This is a genomic window from Deltaproteobacteria bacterium (assembly GCA_013151915.1).
In the GTDB taxonomy this organism is placed as follows: domain Bacteria; phylum BMS3Abin14; class BMS3Abin14; order BMS3Abin14; family BMS3Abin14; genus BMS3ABIN14.
This window is the reverse complement of record JAADHJ010000009.1, coordinates 1-24,996: the sequence shown is the minus strand read 5'-3', so window position 1 is coordinate 24,996 and position 24,996 is coordinate 1. Positions and strand designations below refer to the sequence as shown.

At 54.9% G+C, this 24,996-nt stretch carries 23 protein-coding genes and 1 riboswitch; of the genes, 10 read left to right on the top strand and 13 right to left on the bottom strand.

Annotation, left to right across the window (positions count from 1 at the left end):
- Positions 1-12 precede the first annotated feature (12 nt).
- Positions 13-122, bottom strand: a riboswitch (SAM riboswitch).
- Between the two features lie 104 nt (positions 123-226).
- The 4 genes from GXP52_02175 to cysK all read left to right on the top strand — a co-directional run bounded on the left by GXP52_02175 (position 227) and on the right by cysK (position 3,098).
- Positions 227-526, top strand: coding sequence for a hypothetical protein (locus GXP52_02175; GenBank protein NOY86095.1), 300 nt, complete (start codon positions 227-229; stop codon positions 524-526).
- 3 nt (positions 527-529) lie between these two features.
- The gene (locus GXP52_02170) at positions 530-1,417 is read left to right on the top strand and encodes a heme-binding sensor globin domain-containing protein (protein NOY86094.1); all 888 of its coding nucleotides are present in this window, start codon (positions 530-532) and stop codon (positions 1,415-1,417) included.
- Positions 1,414-2,022, top strand: coding sequence for a molybdenum cofactor guanylyltransferase (locus tag GXP52_02165; GenBank protein NOY86093.1), 609 nt, complete (start codon positions 1,414-1,416; stop codon positions 2,020-2,022). Before GXP52_02170 ends, GXP52_02165 begins: the two co-directional genes overlap by 4 nt.
- A gap of 152 nt (positions 2,023-2,174) precedes the next feature.
- The gene (cysK, locus tag GXP52_02160; protein NOY86092.1) at positions 2,175-3,098 is read left to right on the top strand and encodes a cysteine synthase A; all 924 of its coding nucleotides are present in this window, start codon (positions 2,175-2,177) and stop codon (positions 3,096-3,098) included.
- Between the two features lie 19 nt (positions 3,099-3,117).
- Here cysK and GXP52_02155 read toward each other — a convergent pair whose 3' ends face one another.
- The 9 genes from GXP52_02155 to GXP52_02115 form a co-directional block, all read right to left on the bottom strand.
- A complete protein-coding gene (locus GXP52_02155; protein ID NOY86091.1) occupies positions 3,118-3,816 on the bottom strand; it encodes a septal ring lytic transglycosylase RlpA family protein in 699 nt (232 codons plus the stop codon).
- Positions 3,817-3,857: 41 nt separating this feature from the next.
- Positions 3,858-4,454 (bottom strand): peptidyl-prolyl cis-trans isomerase, encoded by a 597-nt coding sequence (locus GXP52_02150; protein NOY86090.1) that lies wholly within the window; start codon positions 4,452-4,454, stop codon positions 3,858-3,860.
- A gap of 105 nt (positions 4,455-4,559) precedes the next feature.
- On the bottom strand, positions 4,560-5,504 hold the full coding sequence (locus GXP52_02145; protein ID NOY86089.1) for a ketopantoate reductase family protein: 945 nt from the start codon (positions 5,502-5,504) through the stop codon (positions 4,560-4,562).
- Between the two features lie 4 nt (positions 5,505-5,508).
- Positions 5,509-5,808, bottom strand: coding sequence for a hypothetical protein (locus GXP52_02140; protein NOY86088.1), 300 nt, complete (start codon positions 5,806-5,808; stop codon positions 5,509-5,511).
- The gene (locus GXP52_02135; GenBank protein NOY86087.1) at positions 5,805-6,452 is read right to left on the bottom strand and encodes an RNA methyltransferase; all 648 of its coding nucleotides are present in this window, start codon (positions 6,450-6,452) and stop codon (positions 5,805-5,807) included. The genes GXP52_02140 and GXP52_02135 overlap by 4 nt, the downstream gene beginning before the upstream one ends.
- 82 nt (positions 6,453-6,534) lie before the next feature.
- Positions 6,535-7,395 (bottom strand): DUF89 family protein, encoded by an 861-nt coding sequence (locus tag GXP52_02130; protein NOY86086.1) that lies wholly within the window; start codon positions 7,393-7,395, stop codon positions 6,535-6,537.
- A 196-nt stretch (positions 7,396-7,591) separates the two neighbouring features.
- On the bottom strand, positions 7,592-8,266 hold the full coding sequence (locus tag GXP52_02125; protein NOY86085.1) for a metal-dependent transcriptional regulator: 675 nt from the start codon (positions 8,264-8,266) through the stop codon (positions 7,592-7,594).
- 73 nt (positions 8,267-8,339) lie between these two features.
- A complete protein-coding gene (gene feoB, locus GXP52_02120; GenBank protein NOY86084.1) occupies positions 8,340-10,259 on the bottom strand; it encodes a ferrous iron transport protein B in 1,920 nt (639 codons plus the stop codon).
- A gap of 131 nt (positions 10,260-10,390) precedes the next feature.
- Complete coding sequence (locus GXP52_02115; protein NOY86083.1) at positions 10,391-10,735, bottom strand: helix-turn-helix transcriptional regulator; 345 nt, start codon at positions 10,733-10,735, stop codon at positions 10,391-10,393.
- Between the two features lie 415 nt (positions 10,736-11,150).
- On the opposite strand from GXP52_02115, the gene GXP52_02110 reads away from it, so the two are divergent.
- Together GXP52_02110 and GXP52_02105 are read left to right on the top strand one after the other, a co-directional pair.
- The gene (locus GXP52_02110) at positions 11,151-12,461 is read left to right on the top strand and encodes a hypothetical protein (GenBank protein NOY86082.1); all 1,311 of its coding nucleotides are present in this window, start codon (positions 11,151-11,153) and stop codon (positions 12,459-12,461) included.
- Positions 12,462-13,466 (top strand): PAS domain S-box protein, encoded by a 1,005-nt coding sequence (locus GXP52_02105; GenBank protein ID NOY86081.1) that lies wholly within the window; start codon positions 12,462-12,464, stop codon positions 13,464-13,466.
- A gap of 13 nt (positions 13,467-13,479) precedes the next feature.
- Here the strand turns inward: GXP52_02105 and metW are convergent, their stop codons facing one another.
- The 3 genes from metW to GXP52_02090 are packed head-to-tail and all read right to left on the bottom strand — an operon-like array spanning position 13,480 to position 16,627.
- Positions 13,480-14,142 (bottom strand): methionine biosynthesis protein MetW, encoded by a 663-nt coding sequence (gene metW / locus GXP52_02100; protein NOY86080.1) that lies wholly within the window; start codon positions 14,140-14,142, stop codon positions 13,480-13,482.
- Positions 14,139-15,329, bottom strand: a complete 1,191-nt coding sequence (locus GXP52_02095) for a homoserine O-acetyltransferase (GenBank protein NOY86079.1) — start codon at positions 15,327-15,329, stop codon at positions 14,139-14,141. The genes metW and GXP52_02095 overlap by 4 nt, the downstream gene beginning before the upstream one ends.
- Before the next feature lie 20 nt (positions 15,330-15,349).
- Positions 15,350-16,627, bottom strand: coding sequence for a homocysteine synthase (locus GXP52_02090; GenBank protein NOY86078.1), 1,278 nt, complete (start codon positions 16,625-16,627; stop codon positions 15,350-15,352).
- Between the two features lie 549 nt (positions 16,628-17,176).
- Between GXP52_02090 and glmU the strand changes: the two genes are divergently transcribed.
- The 4 genes from glmU to GXP52_02070 are packed head-to-tail and all read left to right on the top strand — an operon-like array spanning position 17,177 to position 24,457.
- Entirely contained in the window at positions 17,177-18,583 is a 1,407-nt protein-coding gene (gene glmU, locus GXP52_02085; protein ID NOY86077.1) for a UDP-N-acetylglucosamine diphosphorylase/glucosamine-1-phosphate N-acetyltransferase, read from the top strand.
- On the top strand, positions 18,583-20,412 hold the full coding sequence (gene glmS / locus GXP52_02080) for a glutamine--fructose-6-phosphate transaminase (isomerizing) (GenBank protein ID NOY86076.1): 1,830 nt from the start codon (positions 18,583-18,585) through the stop codon (positions 20,410-20,412). Before glmU ends, glmS begins: the two co-directional genes overlap by 1 nt.
- A gap of 15 nt (positions 20,413-20,427) precedes the next feature.
- Positions 20,428-22,224: a chloride channel protein gene (locus GXP52_02075; protein ID NOY86075.1), complete on the top strand. Its 1,797-nt coding sequence runs from the start codon at positions 20,428-20,430 to the stop codon at positions 22,222-22,224.
- Positions 22,208-24,457 (top strand): DUF3553 domain-containing protein, encoded by a 2,250-nt coding sequence (locus GXP52_02070; GenBank protein ID NOY86074.1) that lies wholly within the window; start codon positions 22,208-22,210, stop codon positions 24,455-24,457. The genes GXP52_02075 and GXP52_02070 overlap by 17 nt, the downstream gene beginning before the upstream one ends.
- Before the next feature lie 363 nt (positions 24,458-24,820).
- On the opposite strand, the gene GXP52_02065 is transcribed toward GXP52_02070, so the two are convergent.
- Positions 24,821-24,996 (bottom strand): kelch-like protein (locus GXP52_02065; GenBank protein NOY86073.1); only part of this gene is annotated, 176 nt, incomplete at its 5' end.

Below are 24,996 nucleotides of genomic sequence, written 5' to 3'. Positions count from 1 at the left end.
GAATTACCCTGCGCCTCATCTCCCAAAGAAACTTGCGGGAATTAGCACCGGTCGCCACGCTGAACGCATGGCCGGTTGCTGTGGTTTCGCAGGGCCCGTCCCTCCGCCACTCTGGATAAGGAGCCGTCAGGTTTGCACATCCCAAACCGGCGCGTCAAGAAAATAATTCCGAGCTTTTCAATGACCGTCACGGTATGGTAGATAAAATACCTGAAGGGAGAGGATATTGACCCCCACGTCAGGTTCGCAGATACCCATTGCATACTGCCCCGGAAACGAGGTGGAAACCTATGGCTATCCGTTCTTCATCAAGAAGGGGGTGGGGGTCGAGACGGACTTTATCCTCCTTGAAATTCACCTCTACCATATGACCTCCGATGAGAAGGCTGTCATGGGAGAGCTCCTGCGCATCGCTTGCATCGAGGATCTGGAGGCGCTGGGTTACCCCACGGATGACCGTGGGGTCTTCATCGTCGGGGAGATCGGGGAACACTGGTTCCGGCGGGCACCTTTTGGGAAAGGATAGGACATGCTTTCAGCGAAGGATTTCAAATCCCACTACGAACTTACCTCCGAGGAAGAACAGCTTCTCAAGGAACTTGCTCCTCTTATGGAGGAACACAAGGAGGAGTTCACCGAGGATTTTTACGGGTACATCATGTCCCATAAGGAAACCGCCGAGTTTTTCCCGACCGAGGAGAAGCTTGACCGGCACAGGAAGCTCATCGCCCGCTGGTTCATGGATCTATTCGGGGGCAAGTACGACGACTCGTACATCCGCAATCTCAGGCACGTGGGGAAGGTCCACGTAAACATCAAACTCGACGGCCATTTCGTGAACACCTCCATGGCACGGATGCGGCGCTTCCTCTCAGAGATCATCGAGTCCCACGTCCCCCAGGACAAGAGAGAAGAGGGTGTTATCGCCGTCAGCAAAATCCTGGATATCAACCTGGACATCCTGACCAGTTCCTACAGACAGGAGGAATTGAGAAAATACTTCCTTTCTTTCCGGGTGGAAAAAACCCTGGTAAACTGGATAGAGCGCTTTACCTACGGGCTTAATCTCATCCTGGCCCTTGCGCTGGGAGTGGTCTCAGTGGCGATTGTGGCCCTGTTCGCGCAGGACGTCATCGGGATCTTCCGGAAGGCCGATCCGGATAGTATCATCGCCGCCCTAGGTTCACTGCTGATCATATGGCTGATGATAGAACTTCTCGATACGGAGATCTCCCACCTCAAGGGGAGAAAACTTCAGATCAAGGTCTTCGTCGGGGTCATCATGGTCGCATTTCTCAGAAAGGTTCTCATCGCCGGTTTCCAGCACGAGGAACTGCTCAGCTTCGTCAGCAAGGTCGGCACGCTGTTGGTCCTCGGAATCGTTTACTGGCTGGTCGTCCGGGCAGAAAGGGAATGACAAACCGCTCTCCGGACGATACCACGGGAGTTGTCCTGGCGGGCGGGATGAGCCTGCGAATGGGATGCGACAAGATCCTGCTTCCCTTTGAAGGATCCCCCCTGATCGCCCACATCCACCGCCGGATGTCCTCCATCTTCCCCGAGGTACTTGTAATCGGCCACCACCGGCCTGAGTTCGATGCGTTGCAGATCACGGTCCACCCGGACATCATCCCGGACAGCGGGGTTCTCGGGGGAATCTACACCGGACTGAGCCTGTCAAAGACTCCATTCATTTTCGCCGTTGCCGGCGACATGCCCTTTCTCGATCCGGACCTCATCATCAAGACAGCATCCCTCCGCAAAGGGAATGACGCTGTTGTCCCCCGCGGCCCCAAAGGCCCGGAACCTCTTTTTGCCGTATATTCCCGTTCGTGTCTGGACCCTTTTCTCAAGCGGCTTGAACAAAAGAGCCTGAAGGTCATGGATGCTCTTGACGGGATGAAGGTTGCCTCCCCGATGATCGGGCACAAAAGTACAGCCGGCCGAGACCCCTTCGCAAATATCAATACGCCCGAGGACCTGGAGCTGCTTCGTGGTAAAATACAGGGGGTTAAATCTTGATGGATTTCTTGCGAGTCCATCATTCTTGATTGTTTTGTTGTTAAAAGATAGTGTTGATAAAATTTTTTCTTGACTTTGTTGATGAGTTTTGTTCAACTCTGAAAAGGCCCCAAAGATAAGGGCAATCAACAATAAAAAAAAGGAGCGCTACTATGGGTAAAATCTACAATGATATTACGGAACTTATCGGCGGAACGCCGCTCGTCCGGCTCAGCAAGATCGCGGAGGGGGCTGACGTCAGTATCCTGGGCAAACTGGAATCATTCAATCCTCTTTCCAGCGTCAAGGACCGTATCGGGCTCAGCATGATCGAGGCGGCCGAGCGGGACGGCCACCTCGGTCCTGACACGGTGATCGTGGAGCCGACCTCCGGCAACACGGGAATAGCTTTAGCATTCGTTGCCGCCAGCCGTGGCTACCGGCTGATACTCACCATGCCGGACACCATGAGCATCGAACGGCGGAAACTCTTAAATGCTTTAGGCGCCGAGCTGGTCCTGACCCCGGGATCGGAAGGGATGAAAGGGGCCATCAACAGGGCCGGCGAGATCGCCGATGAACTTCCCTCAGCCTTTGTTCCCCAACAGTTCGAGAACCCCGCCAACCCTGAGATCCATCGGAAGACAACGGGCGTTGAGATCTGGGAGGACACCGACGGGCATGTGGATATCCTCATCTCGGGTGTGGGTACCGGCGGAAGCCTGACCGGTATTGGGGAATTCCTGAAAAAGAAAAACCCCGATGTCAAGATCATAGCCGTTGAACCGGCGGAAAGCCCCGTTCTCTCAGGGCGGCCCCCCGGCCCACACAAGATCCAGGGAATCGGGGCGGGCTTTATCCCAAAGGTGCTCGACACGAAGATCATCGACGAGATCATCACGGTGACATCGGAAGACGCTTTCGCTACTTCCAGGAAGCTTGCCAGGGAAGAAGGTTTGCTTGTCGGCATATCCTCCGGCGCCGCGGTCTACGTTGCCGTCCAGGTGGGCAAACGTCCTGAAAACAGGGGCAAAGTCATCGTGACCATCCTTCCCGATGGCGGTGAAAGGTACCTCTCAACGCCGATGTTTGAATAGGGTGGAAATAGCGTAATTTTCAGCGGGCGACGACAAATGCCTCCTGGAATTCACCGCTGCCCATCAGCCTATTCTTCAGGGCGTCAGCCATATCTTCGTCGGAAAACCGCCCTACCATAACGCGGTAAAAGACATGGTCGCCCCGGTCGTACAGGCTGATGGAAGAATTGCCGAACCTGCGTTTAAGGCTGCGTGCCAAACGGACGGCGTTTTCCTTCACCGTGAAAGCCCCAACCTGAACCGAGAAGACCCCCTTCCTGTAATCGGGGCGGGCCCGCAACAGAACCTCGCCGTTCCTGCCACCTTTCTCTTTTTTCCCCATAGCTTCGACGACAACCTCGGCCACACCCTCATCAAGCATGTGAAGCCGGCGGGCGCCGGCGCGAGACAGGTCAATGATCCTCCCCTTCACGAAGGGGCCCCGGTCATTGATGCGGACAACGACCTGTCCACCGCCATCAACCCTCCGGACCCGGACATAGGTCCCAAGGGGCAGGGTCCTGTGGGCGGCCGTATAGGCCTCCATATCGTAGACCTCCCCACTGGCCGTCAGGCGGCCGTGAAACCCGGGGCCGTACCAGGAGGCAGTCCCCCTCTGTACAAAGCCGCCGGATGAGCCCAGGACCCGATAACGTCTGCCCCCCACCTCGTAGGACTTCATGGACGGTGAGGGTGGAGCTGGTCTGCTTCCCGCGCACCCGGAAACGATAAGGAGCACCAGCAGAAGCCCTGCCGCTCGAGCGTTGAAAGCGGGCGCCGCTATCTGGAATCCCCCCCGGACAGGACCGTAACCTTCTCGATGACGACGGAATCGAGGGGCACATCTCCGAACCCCCTGACCGTCCCGGTTTTAACCTTTCCGATAGCGTCCACCACATCCATGCCATCGACCACCTTCCCGAAAACAGCGTATCCGTACCCCTCGGATGAATCATTCCTGTGATCGAGAAAACCGTTGTCCGCAAGGTTGATGAAAAACTGCGAAGTCGCGCTGTCGACCACCGAAGTCCTGGCCATGGCGAGGGTTCCCCTGTTGTTTTTCAGCCCATTACCGGCCTCGTTCTTTACGGGGACATTGGTCTCTTTCTGATGCATTTCCGCCGTGAATCCGCCCCCCTGGATCATGAATCCGTTAATCACCCGATGGAAAATGGTTCCATCATAAAAGCCGCGCGCCGCGTAATCCACGAAATTTTTCACCGTGACCGGCGCCTTTACGGAGTCGAGTTCCACAACGATGGTCCCCTTGGATGTCTCAATAGCCACTTTGGTCATTTTTCCTCCCTTATCGGCGGATACGTTGAGCGGGGCGGCCAGCAGGATACCAGCTATCACCGCAAGCAGAATGTTTTTCATAGTCATTGTTTCTTAACCTCCTGAGGGACGTAGTTAAGTTGTTAAGTTGTTGAACGGGCCGCCCGGCCTTAAACGACAAAAACAACATACAACTTAACAACTTAACTACGTCCCTTGGTGAAGGGCTACTTTCGATTTTACCAGGGCGTAAATCACCCGGTTTACGGGCGTATCAATACCCAGGTGCTCCCCCCGACGAAGGACCTCCCCGTTGATGGATTCGATCTCTGTCTTTCTCCCCTTCCTGATATCCTGCAGCATGGAACTGTGATGGGATGCCGTGGGGGGGAGAAGACGTTCGCGAAAATAATTCAGGTACTCATCCTCTGACTTCCAGGGAAGTCCGGTCTCATGCGACGCCACGGCGTAGGCCTCCCGTATCACCTTCTCCAGCAAAATGCGGACGTTTTTCTCCTCCACCAGTTCACCGTAGGGAACCTCGAGGATGGCCGAGAGTGCGTTGAGCCCCACATTATAGAGGACCTTTGCCCACAGGGCAGCTGAAATATCCTCCGCCGTTTCCGTCTCAATGCCGCACCGCGAAAATTCCGCGGCAAGTCGGGATGCCTTCGAAACGTCGTGTCCACCCAGCAGGACTTTATCCGCCCAGACCGTGACCTTCACGCTCCCCGGCCTGACTATCTCCGCACCGAAAATCACCCTGCCGCCAAGAACTCTCTTCCAGTCGAAGGCCTCAGCCAAAGCCTCCACGTTTCCCAGTCCGTTTTGCAATGACACGACGATGGTATCGGCGCCCACGAGACCCGAGTCCGCCAGCCGGTCGACAGCCTCAGCCGTGTCGCATGACTTCACCGTTAACAGTACAGCGTCCGGAGCTGGAACCTCGCCAACCTCCGTGAGAGAGACTGCCCCATGGACATTCCGCACATGGTGGGTTCCAAACAGCCCCTCGATTCGCAGCCCGTCCTGATTCACGGCGTCCATGTGGGCCGGACGGCCAACAAGAATGACCTCGTTTCCGCCCTCCGCCAGCATACCGCCGAAGACGCTTCCTATGGCTCCCGCGCCCAGTATCAGGTACCTGTTCATGGTCTCAGGATTTTCCCGTCAGCTTCTTCCACAGATCCTCCGCGTTACTCCTGCCTCCCCCGCCCGGGGCGCTGCCGTCGATATCATCCAAGGACACCGGGGAGAAGTAATCGCAGAAATTGCCGGCTTCCCGGTCACGTACTTTTTCCGCCATGGGTTCCATGCACCGGGATGCGCCATCATCCCGGAACCGGCAGTGGACACACGAGTGAAGATATGCACTGCAGTTGGGGCACAGATCCCTGAAGCCGACTTTCATCTCAAAGGTGACCGCATTTCCGCACCTGCGGCAGTTCAGAATCATTTTCTACTCCTGAGTTCATCGAGAATGCCCTCGGAATTTTTAACCGATTTTCTGCTCCAGTCGTCCAGCAGGGCATCTCTCTCCGGAGCAGGGAGACCTTCGAGGGTACCGGCTTTTTCCTTAAGGGAGTGGACGTGATGGATTATTATCCCCGCTGCCACCGACACGTTCAGACTCTGGGAAAATCCGTGAAGGGGAATAACAAACAGGCCGTCGGCGTTTTCCAGAACCTCTGGGCACGCGCCCTCCCGTTCGTTGGAAAACACGAGGGCCACTTTCCCATCCCAATCCATTTCGTCCACCGGCCGTGCGCCGGCCCCGAAGGCTCCGGCAAGGATGCGGAAACCAAGCTCCCTCAGTTCCCTGAAACATTCCCCCAGGGTCAGGTGCTGGTGGATGGTCAACCAGCGATCGCACCCTCTCGTGATAGTTTTCAGAACGCCCCCATCCCCCGGCTGCGGTACGATATGGACATGCTGGACTCCGAATGCATCACATGTCCTGAGCACCGCGTCCACATTGTGTTCCTTGTGGAGATTTTCTATTACGACCCTCATAGCGTATGTCCTGCGGCTGAGGATATCCTCAATGCGTTGTTTCCTCCCCGGCAGCATGTACTGTTGCAGGATGTCCATGTCGGTCATGGAATTGTTGTCCTTTAATATGTCTGAACCGCCGCCCCCGGCTTCCGCCCGGAACCGGTATCGGTCACCGAAGGTGAGGATATCACCACTTCATTGCTACCATATCTCCCACAGAGGCGCCAATGGACTCCGCGGCCACGTCGCACTTTACGATAAAAAGCATGAATATCCTACCACCGCGCGGTTCCTCCGTCAGGGTTTCGAAGTTACCCTGTCCCTTGGCAATGATCAGGTCGGACTCCATAAAAAGTTTCTGGAAGTCCCGGCTGCACATTTTGAGTATCGTGCCCGGTGTTCTCGCGCCCGTGCCGATAAGATCGGTGTGCAGATGTACACCCGCAAGACGGGCATCCTTTACCGTGGCATCGTTTATGATGGCCCCTCCCTTGGCCGCATAGGTAACCTTGCCCTCCGGAAGGATGGAGAGAAAGGGGCGGTCAAAGACCGTCTCCCCGGCATTGTCCCCGATAAACAGAATCCTCCCGGCCCCGAAGGCCCTTTCCCTCAGTTCGGCGGTGTCATCGTGGAAGATCGGTTTTCGCAGGTACTCCTCCAGTGTATCCATCAGCTTGATCTTCCTGTTCTGTGCCCCTGTACCGAAATCAATAACATTGCCGGCGATGGAGATCCTGACCGCGGAATCAAAAACGTCCTTCGAATTTTCCAACATGGCTTCAATTACAGGCAGAAGTTTCAGGGCCTCTCGGGTATAGGCGATTTTTTGCGGCAGGTAGGGATCGTCGCAGCCGGACATTCGCTCCACCAGGCGGTAGAGCACTGTGCTGATAGCGGGAGGGGATTCGTCGCTATTCCAGGACGATTCGAGGATTTGAATTGCGGCCTCCCCGATGGAACGGACCATGCTGTCATCGGCCCCCGCGGCCCTGGCGGTACGGTGCACCTGGCGGATCAGGCATGGCCTGCAATCGGAATGGATCTTCAATTACCTCTCCCTCCGAAGTCTATCAACCTTTGATAGGGTCGTAAAAAGTCCATCCATGGCTTTTTACTCCACGGAAAGCGAAAAGTGTCATTTTCACTTTCCTCCCAAATCAACAACTTGCGCTGCAAGTCATTGATTTGGGCGCCCTTCAATGGACGCGTTGATGACTTTTTACGAAGTCATCAACCTTTCATGCCTAGAGAGTCTCTTCTGTCGGGTTTTCTGCCGGCCTTCTGACGAAAATGGCTGCAGCCATGCCCTCGTCAACCGCGAAACGGCTGTATCCGACCCGAAATACGAAGGATGGAAACCTTCTTTCCAGCGACACATCTTCACCGGGAAGGATACCCATGGCCATGAGTTTCTTCAGCTTGTCCGAGTCCCCCGTATGGACATATGCGATGACGCCTGATTCCCCCTGTCGGAGTTTGCTCATGGGAACGACCGCTTTATCGGTTCTCATCTCGGCACGGTGGCAGCACTCGCCCACCGGAATAGGCCGATTGTGAGGGCAGGTTTTGGGATGTCCGAGCAACTCGCAGATCTTCTTCTCCAATTTTGGCCTGATCAACATGTGCTCGAATCGGCAGGCAGGGCTTTCGAACTCCTCATGGTAGACCTCGAAAACGTCGTTAAAGAGCCTCTCGCTGAGCCGGTGTCTCCGGATGGTCATTCGGGCCTCCTCAAAACCGGAATCGGTAAGATTGACCCTGTCTTCCTCCAGACTGATCATTCCCTCTTCGGCCAGATCCTTGAGAATCCGCCCGTTTGCCGGGCCTTGTTCCCCGAGGATGATCTCTTCGCTGCCGATGGAGTCCAGTCCGCCCTCCACCAATTTCGTCCAGAGGATCTCCAATACCTCATCCTTCAGTTCCTGGTCACGCTCGCGCAGTTCCACAATGAACTCCTTTTTTATGATTTATTCCCCTGTGTCCCCTGGTTCTCTAAAGAGTCAGTCCCAATACCTTCAGCATGAAATTAACCGATCCACCGACAAGGAAGGCGAAGGGAAACACGAACACCGCGACCCCCAGGGCCATCTTCAGACCCCTCTCCTTCATCATAACAAGAAACTGGGCGATGCATGGCAGAAAAAGGGTCAAGGTAATGGTCGCGACGGCCAGTTGATTACCGGTGAGCAGCCCCCTCTGCTGGATGTCATAAAGTCCTGCCACTCCATAATCACGGCGAAAAAAACCGAACAGAAAGGCCTGGGCCGCTTCGTTGGGCAGGCCGATAGCCCTGGTTGGAACAGCCAGCAGCTTGAGCAGGATGGGGAAAATCCCGGTTACGTTACCGGCCCAGATAAGAACCGACGCCAGGAGAAAAAGGGGCAGGATCTCCACGAAGTACCACCGCATTCGGGAAGAGGTTTTCAGCCAGACATTTGCCAGCCTCGGCATCCGCAAGGGGGGCAGCTCCATGAAGAAATCCGGCTGCCGGCCCGGTATGATTCTGGCGGTGAGGTATCCGATGAAGAGGAAAACCGCCGAAACGGTACCGATCCACGTCACCAGGACCCCCGGGCTGTTCGCCGCCAGGGCAAAGATTACACCCAGCTGGGCCGAACATGGGATGGCCAGCGCCAGCAGAATGGTCGCGATAACTCTCTCCCGGGTGGACTCCAGTGTTCTGGTAACCACGGTAGCCATGGTGCCGCACCCGAAACCGAGGGTCATGGGTATGACCGCCCGGCCGGAAAGGCCGACCCATTTGAATACCCTGTCGATGAGAAGTGAAAGCCTTGGAAGATAGCCGCTGTCCTCGACCACCGAGAAGACGATAAAAAATGTGCCTACGATAGGCAGGATAATGGCGACGGCATACCTAACGCCCAGGGTCAGGACGCCGTAATCTTCGGCAATGAGGTTCTGGAGGATAGGCCATGGTATCAGCTGTTCCGTCCAGTGGTTTATAAAGGGGATCAGGTATTTTCCGAAGATATGCCCCTCCAGAAAATCGACGACAACCCCTGCGCCGAACCCTCCGACGAATTTATAGAACCCGAAATAGAGTACCAGCAGCAGGATGGGAACACCCGTCCAGGGAGAGATCAAAATACGATCCAGGAAATCCCGGGTAAACCTGGTTTTTCTTTCCCTCTTTGCGATTATGCCTTCCAGGACCTGGCCGGCACGGCGCCCAAGCCCCATGGTGATGTCGTAATTAACCGGGTGGTCCAGTTCCCGTTTCAGGGCGTCGATTACCCCGATGATACGGTCTGCCCGATCCCTGGGAAGACGGGAGATCAGTTCCAGGACGTCCCGATCCTCCTGGAGGGCCAGAAGAGAAAGAGCCCGGCTGGAAAGGGAAGTCGGCGGAAGAAGGGGGGCTATTTCCCTGGAGGCCTTCTCCACGGCAAGGCTGAAATCCACGTGGAAGTTCCTGCTGTCGGGTCTATAATTCTCGATGACCTCTTTCAGGCGGCGGACGCCTTTTCCGGCTATTCCCACAGTGGGAACAACCGGGATTCCAAGCCTCTTCTCCAGGGTTTCGATATCTATTACCAGCCCCGTTTCCTCCGCCTCATCCATGATATTAAGGACGAGGATGACGGGGATACCAGCTTCCTTGAGCTGCATGGTAAGGTGGATCATCCTCGTGAGGTTCTTGGCATCGACGACATGCAGTACAACCTCATATCCTCCATCGAGGAGCATCCGCCGTCCCACCCTCTCTTCATCCGTAATGGGGTAGAGGGAATACATGCCGGGTGTATCCACAACGGAATAGTCCTTCCCGGCGATCTTCATCCGTCCTGTGGTGATGGCCACCGTGGTCCCGGGATAGTTTGACACCACCGCATAACTGCCCGTCAGGCGATTAAAAAGTGCGCTCTTTCCGACATTGGGGTTGCCGACCATGAGAATGCGTGGATCCTTACCGCCACCGGTCTCACCTCCCGGTTCTTCCCCCGTATCACCGTGGCACCCCCCGCCCCTATGACGCCTTCGAAAGCATCCACCAAAGATGGTGTGCTTGTTATTTCCAGGCACTACATTCTCTCCACATGTTCGATCCCCTCCCTGAAGATAGTCTCCACATGATCATCGCTTATGGAATAGACCACGTTCTTGCCATCCTTGCGGAATTTCACCAGGCGGCTGTTGCGAAGGATTCTTAGTTGATGGGACACCGCAGAATCAGAAAGGTCCAGCCCATCGGCTAAATCTCCAACGCATAGCTCCGACTTCGTCAGCGCCATGAGAATGCGAACCCTCGTCAAATCCCCCAGAACCCGGAATACCTCCGAAAGATTGTAAAGAACCGACTCGATGTCCTCCCTGGAGCTTATTTCCCTCATTAGATCCCCTTTTTTCCCTCCCGGTTTTTCTTTCATGACCCAGTCTCCATAAACACTTGAAAATTTGCTCATATGAACGATTGAATAGGCTTGGTAGCATTATTCCAGGCAACTGTCAACAGCGCGACGGTATTCCACTTACCTGTATACAACCATTCCCGTTAGGCAGGGGATTCCGGTCAACTGGACAAGGTTGAACGCTCTGTGTTATTTTAATCATCATTAATTCCATCGTTAATCCAATATTGATGACTTCACAAAAAGTCATCAAGGCGCCCACTTGGGGCGCCCAAATCAATGACTTGCATCGCAAGTTGTTGATTTGCAAGGAAAGTGAAAATGACACTTTTCGCTTTCCGTGGAGTAAAAAGCCATTAATGGACTTTTTACGACCCTATCAATATTGAATGCGGGAAAGGCCGCCTAAATGGGTTCCGTAAGGTTCGCTTGGGTGAAAAGGAACATAATACCGGCCTTGCTTCTCACCTCCATCCTCATCGGCATCGCCACCTTTTTTTTCATCTCCACAGTTTTCACCAGAATGGAAAAAAGATTTACAGGAAAAATGGAGGATGCCCTGCTTTTCCAGGCGACAGCGGCAAGGGATATTATTGAGGAGCATATCTTACGGGAAAACGATGAGATCGAGAATCTGGCAATGGAAATCGCTCTCGCGGCCAAGGACGAAAAGGCCGTCTCGTCCATTCTCGCCGAACACATGAAAAGGGAGATGAAGCAGGGAGAATCCCTCGCGGGGGGACTCATCACCGACAAAAGGGGGGCAATACTATTCGCATTTCCCAACACCCTGGCCGATTCTGTGCCGGATCTCTTTCGACAACGGCTCTTTCAAATGGCAGCACAGGGTGAAATCAGCAGGGGAATAGGATTTGTAGAGATGGCAAAGGGGAAGGTCATGCTCGCTATCTCCCGGTCCATTCAGGGTTCATCTTTAAACGATTCTCGAAAAAAAGGCCGGGATGAATATGTCACTGTCTTTTTTCCCTCCGAACCGATGCACCTGAGCTATCTGAGCAGCTCCCCGGCCTATGTCATCGCAAACAACACCGGACAGCTTCACTTTCACGGCTGGGATCTGAACTGGAAAAAGAGATGTTTTCAGATTTCCGACGCCGGTGTTCCCGAAAGCATCAAGGAGGTTGGATGGGAACTCATGTCCGGGCGTTCCGGCAGGGGGAAGTTCAGGCACAACAACATGTCCTACATCATGGCCTACGCGCCGGTGGTGATTCCACCAGGGGAGAAATACGCGAACATATCTACATCCCTGACCGGGTCTGATTTCCTGATCTCCGTCGGCGTCTTTCAGGATGAGAATGTTTTCCTGAAAGATGCCAAGCTGACGAAAACAGAGGTTTTTCTTTTCGCTGCCACTTTTTTTGCCGTACTTCTGATTATTGGGTGGGCGATTGTCCTCACATACGTGCACCGGGCCGCCGATGAGGGGAGGCTTTACAATGCTCAACTGCAAACGGTTCGTGAGACAGCGGCCGGAGCGGCCCACAGGATATTTCAGCCCCTGACCGCCATATATGGCAATTTAGCCCTGATCCGAATTATCCTCCAAAAGAACCCCCCGGATCTGGAAGAGCAGGTCCTGAAAAAACTTTCCCATATCCAGAAGGAAGCCGAGATCATCACAGAAATCGTGGATGGAATGAAAGAGGTCATAGAATACAAAACAGAGGAGTATGTCGGGAAAAACCGGATAGCCATTTTTTCCAAGGGAAAAAGTGATTGAATGGCAGTCCCTGAGCGATCATTCCTTGTCCGGTGTTTCTTACTCCTTACAGGTCCTTTTCCCGTCTTTATCATCGTCGCTTCCGTCACCGCCGCGCTTTCAGATCTTCCCACCTGGAAGGAGATTCTGCAGGCATTGAGGGACTTTCCCATCGGAGCACCGTCCATGGCGCTTCATCTGCTCCTTCCTTTAGCCATCGGCCTCATTGCCGCCCTGAGTGTTTTCATGGGCAGGTCTTTCTACCAGGGTTCGACACAAAACACCGGGGAAGCTTCCGCCGGACCTGATCTTACAAGGGAGGAGCGAGCCAGGGCGATCCTCAGGGGCATTCCAGTGGCAGTGATCACCCTGTCTCCTGACGCAAGGATAACCTACCGGAACCCCGCCGCAAAAGCCATGTACTCGTCCGAAGCCGGAAAAGAAAGTGATCCTATAGACGATATTATCGACCAGTCGGGACTGGGTTCCTGGCTGAGACCGGTTTTCGAAGGTGAATGCATCACCATCGAAGAGACACTGGTTCAGATAGGAGAGAGTTCAGAAAAACATATCCTGAGCATCAAGGGGGTGCCGGTCATGAAGAAGGACCGGGTCGTGGAGGCCCTCTTCTTTTTGGAAGATATCACCGAAAGCGATATCCTGGCAAAAAGGCTCATAGGCTCGGAAGAGAAATACCGCGATATTTTCAGCCATGCCCCATTGGGTATCTTCCTCGTGGACAGTAAGGGCGGGTACCTTGACGCCAATCCTGCCGCACTCAAGATTCTTGGATATACACTGGACGAGCTTCTCACCCTCAACACCAGGGAGATAAGCTCAGATTCGGGAAACCGCATCGACAAGTTACTGAGCAGCCCAGGATGGATCGTGGAAAGAACCCGTTATCTCCGAAAGGACGGGAGCGTTGTGGAGGTTGAACTGGCGGCCGGCAGTTTCCAACGGGGCGCCGAAACCCGTTTTATCGGAATCATACGGGAGATCGAGCCCCCGGAGAAAGACGCCTGATCATGGGGAACTCTCATGACCGGCCGGGCGCGGCCAGGAGGAACATGGCCGACGAGGCCCTGAAATTGGGCCACATCCGGATCGGACGGGCGGATCTATCCCCTGTCAGGGTTATGTAGCCTTCTTTGAGCACCGTTATGTTCCGGTCTGAACATAACGCCCGAAAATCCTTGATAGTCACCAGCCTGATGTTCGGAGTGTCGTACCACTGATACGGGAGAGAGGGCGTAACCGGCAGACGCCCGTGCCAGTAAAGGTATGACCGGGTTCTCCAGTATGCGAAATTCGGAAAGGTGACCACCACCCTCCGGCCAACCCTGAGGGATTCCAACAGAACGCCGACAGGCTCACGAACAACCGGGATTACCTGATTTAAAATTACCAGATCGAAGGAATCATCTCCCAGGTCCAGGATGTTTTCCTGGATGTCTCCCTGTATCACCGAAAGCCCCTTCGAGATAGCCTCGGCCGCCAGGGAACCTTCTATCTCCACCCCCTTTTCAACCGCGGTTTTTTCCTCCTTGATGCGAAGGAGAAGATCCCCCACGCCGCAGCCGAGATCCAGGACCCTGTCGCCCTCCTTGACAGAGGCAAGAATAAACGGGTCAAGAGCTCTATCCCGAACATGGGTTAAACTCCAGTTAATGCCGGAATCAGGCGGTGTTGAATTGGTCATGATCTATTCTCTTCCGAAAGCCGCCTTAAAAATCCGGCCACAAGATCGCCCATGCGATGCCCTGGGAGAAGGAAGGAATCGTGTCCCTGGTCGCTTTCCATGTTGCAGTAGGACACATCCTTGCCGACCCTCCTGAGAGCCCGGACGATCTCCCGGGACTGGGATGGAGGAAAGAGCCAGTCAGTGGTGAAGGAGATCACCAGGAAGGAGGAACGGCAACCGGAGAAAGCATTCTCCAATGACCCATGGTCCGCCACAAGATCAAAATAATCCATGGCCCGGCTGATATAAAGGTAGGTGTTTGCGTCAAAACGCTGGACGAACTTGTCCCCCTGGTAGTGGAGGTAGCTCTCAACCTGAAAATCCTTGGAAAACGAGAAACTCTTCCTGTTGCCGTTGACGAACCTGCGGCCGAACTTACGGTTCATGGAATCCTCGGACAGATAGGTTATGTGTCCTATCATTCTTGCCAGCGCCAGGCCGGTGGATGGGGGATCGTCATCCCGATATTTCCCGGCCAGGAACTTGGAATCACTGAGAATGGCCTGCCTTCCCACATCGTTAAACGCGATTCCCTGGGCCGACATCCTGGCCGTCGTGGCTATGGGTATGGTTCCCGCAACCCGATCCGGATAACTGATGGCCCATTGGAGCGCCTGCATGCCGCCCATCGAGCCGCCAAGGACCGCCAACAGACGATCAACACCCAAGTGGTCCAGAAGCCACCTCTGCACCTCCACCATGTCCGTGATGGTAAAGAAGGGAAAGCTGAGTCCATAGCTTTGGGATGTATCAGGATTGATGCTGGTTGGTCCGGTGGTACCGTAGCAGCTTCCGAGAAAGTTACTGCTGATGACAAAGTACCGCTCTGTGTCCAACGGTTTACCTGGTCCGATGAGAATGTCCCACCAGCCGGGCTTTTCACTCTCACCTGTCCCATGGTAGCCGGCCGCGTGGGCATCGCCCGACAGGGCGTGGCAGACCATGACGGCATTATCCCTTTTTGGGGAAAGTGTACCATAGGTCTCGTAGGCTACTGTTATGGGGGACAACGTGTCCCCGGACTCCAGCCGAAGAACGTGATCGGGTTCGTCGAAAGTAACACTCTGTTGTTTGACCAGGCCTGCGGAGTCCGCAGGCGGGACCGCCCCGAAGGGCGGGTCCCTTTTACCCTGTGATATTTTCATAGGCTCAAACCTCTATAACCTCAGACCTTCTCCAGCGCACTATCGATATCATAGATGATGTCCCTGACGTCCTCCAGCCCGACAGAAAGCCTTATGAAGTCGTCCGTAACGCCGGTGGCAAGCCGCTCCTCGGAGGAAAGCTGCTGGTGGGTAGTGGACGCCGGATGGATGACAAGGGACTTGGCATCCCCGATATTGGCCAGGTGGGAAAGAAGGCTGACATTGTCGATGAAGCGAACACCGGCATCAAGGCCGCCCTTGATGCCGAAACCGATGATAGCGCCGCAGCCGTCGGGCAGGTATTTCCTGGCCAGGTCGTAGGAGGGATGCCCGGGAAGCCCGGGATAGTTAACCCAGGAGACCTTGGGGTGTTCGCTCAGATGCTCGGCTACCTTCTGTGCGTTCCGGCTGTGGCGCTCCATCCTCAAGGGGAGGGTTTCGAGTCCCTGTAAAAAAAGGAAGGAGTTAAACGGACTCAAGGCCGGGCCGAGATCCCTTAAGAGCTGAACCCTGAGTTTGATGATGAATGCCAGTTCTCCAAGGGCCTCGCTGTATACCAGGCCGTGATAGCTGGGGTCGGGCGTTGTAAATTCAGGGAACCTTCCAGAGGTCCAGTCGAACCTGCCGGAATCCACTACCACACCCCCAATGGATGTGCCATGTCCGCCGATGAATTTGGTTGCCGAATAGACGATGATGTCGGTTCCGTGGTCAAAGGGACGGAAAAGGATGGGGGAAATCGTATTGTCCATGATCACCGGGACCCCGGCCCCGTGGGCCACCTCAGCGATAGCTTCAAAATCAGGAACGTCCAGTTTCGGGTTTCCCACGCTTTCCAGGTAGACCGCCCTCGTCTTCTCGTTGATCGCGGTCCGGAAGTTCTCGGGATCGGACGAATCCACGAAATGAACCTTTATTCCCAGCTTTTCGAGGGTGTACCTGAAGAGGTTATACGTTCCCCCGTACAGGCTGGTGGCCGAGACGATCTCGTCCCCACTTCGAGCGATGTTTAAAATAGCCAGGGTGGTGGCTGACTGCCCGGAGGACACCGCCAGAGCTCCGACTCCTCCATCGAGAAGGGCTATCCGCTTTTCGAAAACATCGGAGGTGGGGTTCATAATCCTGGTGTAGATATTGCCGAGTTCCTTTAACGCAAAAAGGTCCGCCGCATGCTTGGAATCGCGGAAGACATAGGAGGTGGTCTGGTAAATGGGAACGGCTCTGGCCAGGGTTGTTCCATCAGGCTCCTGGCCGCCGTGAAGCGCAATTGTGTCGGTATGGTACTGTTTTTCGGACATTATAACTGTTCCTTTCCGTTACCGCTCGAAGGATGCAATGCGGGAATAGCCGGGAAAAATGGTTTTCCCGGAACGTGTTTTATTAATTGCTGACGTTAAGAAAGATGAAAAACAGGAATGCCCTGACGCCCCTGAACAGAGCTCAGAGCCCAGGCATGCCGCATAAGGGGGTTCCTACCTGCAGCATGAAGTGGGATGGGGAATAATATGTATTCGATTTCAGATTCATTTTTATCGACACCAAACCCGGTCCAAGTGAAACTTGACTATGGGAATTAAGTACCGAGTTTTTTAGCCCAATTATTTATCCGTGTCAACTGTTTTTTTAGCCCTGGCCTTTCCCTGTCCTTAACACCGTTCCCAGACAGTGATGGTCTGGAATCAGGCGTTCGGGGTTCAGGGTCCTGGGGTTTTACCCCGGTTTTCCTTGACAGAAAATCCCTATACTGGGATAGTTTTCTGTTTATAAATTGTCTGTAACTATTCATGGCGGAATATCCACCGGAGGGGATTCCAAATCCTATGCCTTTGAATAACAGTCGGCCCTTGATGACGATAGTGCTTGCCGCGGGCAAGGGGACAAGGATGAGTTCATCCCTCCCCAAGGTGCTCCACTGTTTAAGGGAAAAACCCCTCATCCGTCATACCATTGACCAAGCCCGTTCCGTATCCTCCACCGGGATTATCGTGGTCCTGGGTCACCAAGCCAAAAAGGTACGTTCCCTTCTCAACATGTTTGACCCGGACATCGAGTATGTTTTGCAGGAGCCCCAACTGGGCACCGGGCACGCGGTGACGCAATGCCTTGGCAGACTTGAAGGATTTCAGGGTGACGTTCTTGTTCTCTCCGGCGACGTTCCCATGCTGACCCCGAATACCCTTGAGAAACTCCTCTACACCAATTTCGAAACGGAGGCGGCATTGTCCATTCTCACGTCGTATCCTCCTGATCCTGTGGGATATGGAAGAATTATCCGGGACCACGCCGGTTTTCCCACTGCCATCAGGGAACAGAAGGATCTGCTTCCGGGAGAGGAAAAAATCCGGGAGATCAACACCGGTATCTATGTTTTCAATGCCGCTTTTCTCACCCGTGAGCTTCCCCTCCTTTCCAATGACAACGCACAGGGAGAGTATTACCTCACGGACCTGGTGGAGGCGGCGTACAGGGCAGACAAGCCTATCGGCGTTTTCTCACTTGAAGACCCGCTGGAGGCTCTGGGGATCAACACCCATTCGGAGCTGGCGGAAATGGAGGCGGTCATGCGTCAAAACACTCTGCAAAAGCTCATGGAATCCGGGGTCAGGATGATTGCCCCATCCACAACATACGTGGATGACACGGTGACGATGGAGGGTGACGTAACCCTTCATCCGATGGTCTGTATCTACGGCGCCACTTCGGTCGGGGCCGGTACGGTTATCCATCCCGGGGCGGTAATCACCGATTCGAGGATCGGGAAGAACGTGGAGATCCACCCGCACTCGGTTATAAGCGGGTCGGTAATCGAGGATGGCGCAACCGTCGGTCCCTTCGCCCGCCTCCGGCCGGAAGCTCTGATCGGGAGAAGCGCGAAAATAGGAAATTTCGTGGAGGTAAAAAAATCCCGTATCGGCGAGGGAAGCAAGGTGTCCCACTTGACCTACATCGGGGATTCGACCCTTGGCAACGATGTCAATATTGGAGCGGGTTCCGTTACGTGCAACTACGATGGTTTCAGCAAGCATCCCACCGTTATCGAGGACGGGGTTTTTGTTGGCAGCGGGACCATGATGGTGGCTCCCGTGACCCTTGGTAAAAACTCTATGGTCGCGGCGGGCTCAACGATTACGATGGACGTCCCCGCCGAAGCCCTCGCGCTGGGCAGGGCACGCCAGGAAAACAAGGAAGGGTGGACCATTGCCTGGCGCCGGAAAGCCGCCCAAAACAAAGCCGTTAAAAAGGAGAAATCCTGATGTGCGGCATCGTCGGTTACGTCGGCCCCGGAGACGCCGCCGAGATCCTTCTGGACGGCCTTATGCGCCTTGAATACCGGGGCTACGACTCCTCCGGGATCGCGGTCTTGGATGAGGGCGTTCTGGACCTTCGCCGCAGTGTGGGCAAAATCGGGGAACTGGAAAGGATTTTGGACGGGAATCCGATGAAGGGATCCATAGGGGTGGGTCATACACGTTGGGCGACCCACGGCAAACCGAGCGAGGAAAACGCCCATCCACACCGGGACTGCTCCGGTAAACTCGTGGTGGTCCATAACGGGATCATTGAGAATTTCCGTACCCTCCGGGAGGGGCTGCTCGATCGAGGGCACGTGGTGGTCTCCGAAACGGACACCGAGATTATCGCCCACCTGATCGAGGAGAACTACGACGGAGACCTCCAGGAAGCAGTCCGCCGCTCGCTCGAACAGATCAAAGGTGTCTACGCCCTGGTGGTTCTTTACGCCGATGAACCGGACCGGCTTGTCATCGCCCGCCACGGCCCGCCCCTGGTGATAGGTTACGGTTCAGATGAGATGTTCGTGGCGTCGGACATCCCGGCCGTTCTGCATCATACACGCCGATTCGTATTTCTGAACGACGGCGATATTGGAACATTGACCTCTACATCCCTTGATCTGTACACCGGGCAGGGCAGGCAAGTGAACCCCGATCCCGTCACCATAACCTGGGACCCCATCATGGCCGAAAAAGGCGGGTACAGGCACTTCATGCTAAAGGAGATCAACGAACAGCCCCAGGCTCTTTCCGATACCATCATAGGACGATTTTTCGACGAAGGAAATGAAACCCGACTGGACGATCTAGACCTCTCTGAAACTTTCATCAAGGGGATCGACAGGTGCGTAATACTGGCCTGTGGAACATCATGGCACGCCGGTCTGGTGGGCCAGTTCATAATCGAGAAACTGGCCGGAATTCCTACCAGGGTGGATTACGGCTCCGAGTTCCGCTACCGTGATCCCATCGTCGGGAAAAACACACTGGCCATAGCTATAACACAGTCGGGGGAGACGGCCGACACCCTGGCCGCCATTCGCGAGTGCCGTGACAAGGGCGCTACGACCCTCTCCATCTGCAACGTGGTGGGAAGCATGATCACAAGGGAAACCGACGGGGTTATCTACACCCACGCCGGGCCCGAGATCGGGGTGGCCTCCACAAAGGCCTTCACCACCCAACTGGCCTGTCTCGTCCTGCTCGCCATGTACCTTGGCAGGCGCAGGGGGGTAATGGAGCGGGAACATGCACAGTTGATCATGGATCAACTCATGGCCATTCCCGGACAGGTGGAACAGGTCCTTGACCAGGTAAAAATCGTCGAGGACATCGCGGAGAAATTTTACAGGTATTCAAATTTCCTCTTCCTGGGAAGGGGTGTTCACTACCCCATAGCCCTGGAAGGGGCTCTGAAACTCAAGGAGATCAGCTACATTCACGCCGAGGGATACCCCGCAGGAGAGATGAAGCACGGCCCCATTGCTCTCATCGACGAGAACATGCCCGTGGTTTTCCTGGCTCCCCGGGACAGCGTCTACGAGAAGATCCTTGGCAACCTCGAGGAGGTCAAGGCGCGGGGTGGAATCGTTATAGCGGTTGCCGATCATAACGACAAGGCCCTTCTGGACACGGCGGATCATCTCATTACCCTCCCCCACACCGATCCCATCCTAACCCCGATCCTGTCAACCATACCCCTGCAGCTTTTTGCCTACCATGTCGCCGTCCTGAGGGGAACAGACGTCGACCAGCCAAGGAACCTCGCCAAGAGCGTAACCGTAGAATAACGCCGATTTTTCCTCATGAAAGAAATAAAAGAAAAAATATCCGAGAAAAAAGAACGCCTTCGGTCCAGGATCAGGCAGCGGTCCCTTGCTGCCCTGGGAAACTACGAAGGCACATTCCTGATGATTCTTGCGGTTGTTATCGGTTTCCTCAGCGGCTTGGGTTCGGTCGGATTCAAGATGCTCATCCGCCTGGTTAAAACCGGATTCTGGGCACATTGGGGCGGCTATTCCGGATACGTGCCGGGAGACATCACAACCCTTCTTGTGCCGCTGGCACCCTTTATCGGCGGACTTCTGGTCGGCCCTATTTCCGTTCTATTCCCCGCCGAGGCGGAGGGAGACGGGGTGCCGGAAGTCCTGGAAGCGGTAGTCCTCAAGGGAGGGGTCCTCAAACTCCGTACCGTCTTTATCAGGGCGTTCGCCTCGGCCATTTGCCTGGGATCGGGCGGTTCCGCGGGCAGGGAAGGCCCGATCGCCCAGATCGGGAGCGCCATTGGATCATCTTTCGGACAGCTTTTCAGAATGTCCGCAAATAACGTCCGAACCCTTCTGGGATGCGGGGCCGCAGGCGGTATAGCAGCCACCTTCAACGCCCCAATAGCGGGGGTGCTTTTCGCCCTTGAGATCGTCCTGGGCGAATGGAATATTGCCACCTTCAGCCCGGTGATCATGGCCTCTGTAATCGCCACGGCCACCGAACGATATATCGAAGGCAACATCCCGGCCTTCAATGTTCCCATTTACGAACTGGTCAATCCTGTCGAGATTATATTCTACATCATCCTGGGCCTGTTGGCCGGGCTGACCGCCCTGTTATTCATTCAGTCTCTGAACTTTTTCAAGGAAACCTTTGAGAACAGGGTCAAGGTTCCCAACTGGACTAAACCGGCTATCGGCGGTCTTCTTCTGGGCCTCATCTGCTTGTTTTTCCCACAGCTTTTCGGAAACGGCTATAATCCCATGGGACAGGCACTCATGGGCAACATGGCTCTGGGCCTCATGGTAGTCCTCCTGTTTCTGAAGATCCTGGCAACCTCACTTACACTGGGTTCAGGCAGCTCCGGAGGTCTATTCGCGCCATCCCTTTACATCGGCGCCATGCTGGGAGGCTCTTTCGGCACCCTCGTCCACTACCTGTTTCCCACGTTAACGGCAACCAAAGGAGCCTACGCCCTGGTAGGGATGGGGGCCACCTTCGCGGCCGCGGCCCACGCTCCAATGACCAACATCCTGATCCTCTTCGAGATCACCGGCAACTATCAAATCATCCTTCCCATCATGGCTTCCTGCATTGTAAGCACCCTGGTCATCAAGCATTTCTCCCCGCACTCCATATACACCATACGCCTGCATCAGCGGGGCATCACCATCGAGGCGGGCAAGGAGGTTAACGTCCTTCAATCCTTGAAGGTTAGGGACGCAATGTCCACGGAGATGGAAATTATCGCAGAGGATATGCCGTTCGACAAGATCCTCATGCACATGACCCGAAGTACCTACTCCAATTTTCCGATTGTAAACAGGAACAAGGAATTAACCGGCATCCTCTCCTTTCAGGATCTGCGAAAGCATGTCTTCGAACCTGACCTGGAGAAAGTTGTCGTTGCCAAGGACATTGCCACACTCCACGTCACCACGGTCATTCCCTCCGACAGCCTGAAGGATGCCCTGGCCAAACTGTCCTACCGGAATGTTGAGCAACTCCCGGTGGTTGACGCCATGAACCCCAAAAAACTCCTGGGGATACTTACCAGAAGAGACATCATCACCACGTACAATAAGGCGATTTTCCGATATGAAACAAGCTCTTGATCCCACCTTCTCCCTCAAGGACCTCAATCCAAGCCAAAAAGACGCCGTCACCAGCACAGAAGGCCCTCTGCTCATTCTAGCGGGGGCGGGAAGCGGCAAAACAAGAGCCATTACCTACCGTATCGCCTACCTTCTGCTGGAAAAAAAGGTGCCCGCCTACGCAATTTTCGCGGTAACATTTACAAACAAAGCCGCCGGTGAGATGAAGGACCGGGTGATCTCACTGGTGGGGAAAAAAGGCAGATCCGTCTGGATATCCACCTTCCATTCAGCGTGCGTCAGGATCCTGAGACAGCATATCGAAAGGCTCGGGGTCAGCAGGTACTTCACCATCGCCGACGACACCGATTCCCTCAGGCTGATCAAGGATATTTTGAAAGATATGAATCTTGACGAGAAGGCACTCCCCCCCCGGCGTGTCGCCTATCTCATCGGCCGCGCAAAGAACGCCCTTGCCGGCCCGGACAGGATGGCCGAGACCGTGGGGCTTCGGAAGAACCACCTGCTGGATCGTATCGTTCAGGCATATCAGCTTTACGAGGATAGGCTCAGGGCATCAAACGCCCTTGATTTCGACGATTTGCTCCTCTTTACCTACCGGCTTTTCGATGAGCACCCGGACGTTCGGGCAGGATACGAGGATCTGCTCCATTACGTCCTGGTGGACGAGTACCAGGACACCAACCACGCACAATATGAGATAATCCGTCAGCTTTCCACACGCCGGAGGAACCTGTGCGTGGTGGGGGACGATGATCAGAGCATCTACAGGTGGCGGGGGGCTGACATCACCAACATTCTTTCCTTCGAGGAGGATTTCCCCGAGGCGAAGGTCGTAACCCTGATGGAAAATTACCGTTCCACGGGGCATATCCTGGGTGCGGCGGCCGCTCTGATAAACAACAACAAGGGCCGGAAAGAGAAGGATCTCATAGCCGTTCGGCCGGAAGGCACAAAGGTCGAAGCCTATGCGGCTTCCGACGAGAAGGACGAGGCCGATTTTATCACATCCAGGGTCCTTGATCTTATGCGCCATGATGGTTTTGCCCATGGCGATTTTTCTGTCTTCTACCGGATCAACGCGCAGTCCCGTTCCATCGAAGACTCCCTGAGACGGCAGAATATTCCCTACACCATTGTCGGGGGCGTCCGTTTCTATGACCGGGCCGAAATCCGGGATACCCTCGCCTACCTGAAGCTCATAATCAACCCCTCGGACTGGACAAGTTTTACCAGGATTGTCAACTCCCCTTCCCGTGGGATCGGAAAGGTAACCTTTGACAGAATACGGTCTGAGACGGGCATGAAAACCAGTCCGGAGGAAGCCTTCGCCGGAGCAGCGTCGAGGGGTATTATTACACGCAAAGCCTCCGGATCCCTGAAGACTCTTTTCGGCGTCATAGGGGACCTCAGGGGAAAAATGGACCTGATGAACTTTGACGAGTTCGTCGTCAGCGTGCTCAGTGACACAGGGTACCTGGGCGCCCTGGAGGAAAAGAACACCGAGGAAGCGAGGGCCAGGATTGAAAACCTTCAGGAATTTCTCACTGTGGTGGACGATTTTCTAAAGAGCCGCATGGCCACCGATCCGAGCGCTGGAAGGGAGGCATTGTCTGCTTTCCTCGACCAGGTGTCGCTGGTTTCCGACATTGATTCCTGGGAGGACGAAACATCCACCGTTACCCTGATGACCCTCCACACCGCCAAGGGTCTCGAATTTCCGGTGGTCTTTCTCTCTGGAATGGAAGAGGACCTGCTTCCCCATTACAGGTCCCAGGATGAACCGGCGGAACTGGAGGAAGAAAGACGTCTGTGTTACGTGGGTATGACCCGCGCCAAAGAGCGTCTCTTTCTCACCATGGCCCGAAGGCGCAGGCTGTTCGGGCACTATGACGACACCCATCCCTCACGTTTTTTCACCGAACTACCCGGGGAGAACGTGGAACTTCACGATAATGCCCCTTTCCCAATCCCGGGGCTTTCACGAAACAGCAGCTTGAAAAAAACCGCTGCGGGACGGACCATCTCCATAAGCGACTTTCACTACGAGCCTGAGGTTGTGGAGGGTGAAGATACCCTCGTGCCGGGAACCGAGGTCCGTCACCCCATGTTTGGAATGGGACAGGTGATGTCTGTGGAAGGAACCGGCGGCGACGCCAGGATTACCGTCTATTTTCCCAGGGGGGGGAAGAAGCGCCTCATAGCAAAATTCGCCAACCTCCAGGTTATCTGAAAATCCCGTCAAGACCTCTTTGGTTTATCCGATAATACGTACTTTTATTATTTTGCTGTCATTGCGAGGAACATCGAGGGAGACGAGAGTGACGCGGCAATCCCGGGCGGAGCTGAAAAGCAGCTCGTCACGGCGCCCTCCGGCCGCTATGGGATCGCTTCCGCCGTCGCCCTACGGGCTATGGCGGACAGGTCGCATGGGTTACAGCTCGCGATGACAGATGGCGGGATACGGTTCGCGATGACTAATGGTGGGGTATGATCCACTCCACAACAAGGTACCCATTTCCCGGATGATCTACCTTCAGAAATTTCACAGAATCCAAAAAACACCACTTCAATGCTTTCATCGGGGTAATAATGCCTACTGGGCCGGCGGATTAAAAATCTCCATGGACGCATCACCGGGATTTCCCCCGATAATGAGAACCCTCCCGTCGGAAAGCAGTGTGGCGGTATGACCGCTCCGAGCCACCCTCATTTTCCATGGGACCGCCTGGGAGGTGTGAGTAACCGGGTCGAAGATCTCCGCGGACCTAG